At 38.2% G+C, this 819-nt stretch carries 1 protein-coding gene; it reads left to right on the plus strand.

The genetic code is table 11. From position 1 onward, the window contains the following. Window positions 1-435: 435 nt before the first annotated feature. Window positions 436-819 (plus strand): VOC family protein (locus L4C33_RS22575; RefSeq protein WP_489686459.1); only part of this gene is annotated, 384 nt, incomplete at its 3' end.

Below are 819 nucleotides of genomic sequence, written 5' to 3' on the forward strand. Positions count from 1 at the left end.
TCTGTAAACAGTTCATATTCAAATTAGGCCTCAGATTATATCATTATTGGAACAATATTCCATAAAGCGTATGGTTAACTGCTGAGAACTTGAACGAGAGTATTAAAAATAATTATCACTTAAATAAATAATGCTCAGTCACTGAATTCAGGGCATGGATTCCCTTAGTGACGTTTTTACAACTGTAAGTCAGCCTGTATCGTAAAATTTACGTTTTTTACACCGTGTAACCCGCTAAAATCTCTTACAAAACCTAAATGTTGCTAAGTTGTGTGTTTTTTGTTTTGTTAATTTTACATTGTGCCTACAGAATCCCTATCCCATTAGTTTTTAAGAATATTTCCATCTTTTGCCATTTTACTCCAAGTTAAACATAGTTCCGTTGTTTACGGGCAACTGAAAATTAACGAAATATAAAGTCTTAGGGAGTAAAGCATGTCGACAGAATTTAACCCACTCGGTACAGATGGTTTTGAGTTTGTTGAGTACACAGCAGCCAATGCTGAAGGGATTGAACAGTTAAAGGCACTATTTGGCTCGTTAGGTTTTGCAGAAGTTGCTAAACATCGTTCGAAAGAAGCCTGGTTGTACCGCCAAGGTGATATTAACTTTATTGTTAATGCTGAGCCTCACAGTCAAGCCGAGAAGTTTGCTAGTGCTCATGGCCCATCGGTTTGTGGTATGGCATTTAGAGTGAAAGATGCAAATGCGGCCTTTGAACATGCGAAAGCCAATGGCGGTAAAGCGTACCAAACTCAAATTGGGCCAATGGAACTAAGCATCCCAGCTATTTACGGTATAGGGGATAGCTTACTGTAC

This window comes from Vibrio makurazakiensis (assembly GCF_050337375.1).
Taxonomy (GTDB): domain Bacteria; phylum Pseudomonadota; class Gammaproteobacteria; order Enterobacterales; family Vibrionaceae; genus Vibrio; species Vibrio makurazakiensis.